2 protein-coding genes are annotated in these 1,482 nt (G+C 66.9%); one reads left to right on the top strand and one right to left on the bottom strand.

The genetic code is table 11. From position 1 onward, the window contains the following. Positions 1–265: 265 nt before the first annotated feature. Positions 266–865: a hypothetical protein gene (locus LN996_RS23440; protein ID WP_231343493.1), complete on the bottom strand. Its 600-nt coding sequence runs from the start codon at positions 863–865 to the stop codon at positions 266–268. A gap of 106 nt (positions 866–971) precedes the next feature. On the opposite strand from LN996_RS23440, the gene LN996_RS23435 reads away from it, so the two are divergent. Then, entirely contained in the window at positions 972–1,355 is a 384-nt protein-coding gene (locus LN996_RS23435) for a VOC family protein (protein ID WP_231343492.1), read from the top strand. The last annotated feature ends 127 nt before the right edge of the window (positions 1,356–1,482 follow it).

Here is a 1,482-nt window from a genome sequence, read left to right as displayed (position 1 = left end):
GTACGACGGGGGGGGGGGGGGGGGGGGGGGGGGGGGGGGGGGGGGGGGGGGGGGGGGGGGGGGGGGGGGGGGGGGTGGGGTGGGGGGGGGGGGGGGGGGGGGGTTGGGGGCGGGGCGGTTGCCACTGACTGGGCGTTCGAGGTCAGCGGTCATGGAGGAGTCCAATCACGCCCTGACACTATCTTAAATGAGAATGATTCGCATATATGAGGTGCCGAGGTGACCTTAAATGCCCACGTTGCTGGGTGGGATTGCTATGAGGTGTTCACCTTGGCGCGGGCAACCCGGCCGCGGGCAAACCAGTGGCTGGAACGCCCGCGGCGAGCTCGGCGGCGGCGAGGGCTTCGGCCAGGCGCTCGACGGCGGCCCGGTAGTCAGTTCCAGCTGTCACCCTGCAGTATTCGGCTTCCCGCATGGCCCGGGTGAGCGCCGCCGTTTCCGCGGTCCGAACGTCCGTCATGGCCGGAAAATCGATGGCCTGCGCTGGGTCCAGTTCGTAGCGACGCCACTGGGCAAGGATGTGGGCATGGCGGGCGGCATCGTCGGTAAAACCGGCACGACGGCGGGGCTCGGATGCGTGGATGCGTTCAACTTTGTGGATGCTGGCCAAGGTCCCTGCCGCAGTAACGATGGCGACCAGGACCATGATGAGCCCAGCCGGGGGCCATTGCACGGCAGGGACGAGGACGGCGGGAAGTATCACCACCAGGCCACCGAACAGATCCCAAAAGATCGTGTCCGGCTCCGGGCCGCGGCCGTAGGTCAGTTTCCTGTGCAGGACAAACGTGGTTGCTGCGGTTGCGAGAACCAGAGCTACACCCCACAGGAGCATCATGGCGGGCATCGGACCACCTCCAGGCGACATCACGTTGCTTTGATTTCAGTATGCGCCAGTGGCTGCGAGGATGCGAGGGGTCACGGGTGGCCCGGCACGCCGTGATTTGTCGTACCCGGGGCGTAGCCTAGGCACCATGAGACTGAAAATGTGCAGCATCCATGTCAAGGACCCCGCCGCAGCGCACACGTTTTATACGGAGACGCTGGGCTTCGAGACCCTCATGGCCATGCCTGAGTACAACCTCTTCATCATCAAGGATCCCGGCGCGGACAACAGCAATTCACCCGGGCTTCTGTTGGAACCCAGTGACAACCCCATCGCCTCCAATTACATGAACGCCCTGCACGAGTCCGGCCTGGCTGCCATCACCTTCGGCGTGCCCGATGTGCAGGCCGAATACGAGCGGTTGCTTGCCGCCGGTGTGACGTTCCAAGGCGAACCCTCCGAGGATCCCTCCGGCGTCAGCGCAGTCTTCGACGACGGTTGCGGCAACTTCATCCAGCTCCACCAGGACTAGCTAAACGGCAGTGGGGGGGGGGGGGGGGCGGGGGGCCGCCCCCGGATTTATAAGAGGGGGTGGGGCGGGGGGTGTTTTGGGGGGGGGGGGGGGGGGGGGGGGGGGGGGGGGGGGGGGGGGGGGGGGG

It is taken from the genome of Arthrobacter sp. AK01 (assembly GCF_021109375.1).
Taxonomy (GTDB): Bacteria; Actinomycetota; Actinomycetes; order Actinomycetales; family Micrococcaceae; genus Arthrobacter.
This window is presented reverse-complemented; position numbering and strand designations above follow the sequence as displayed.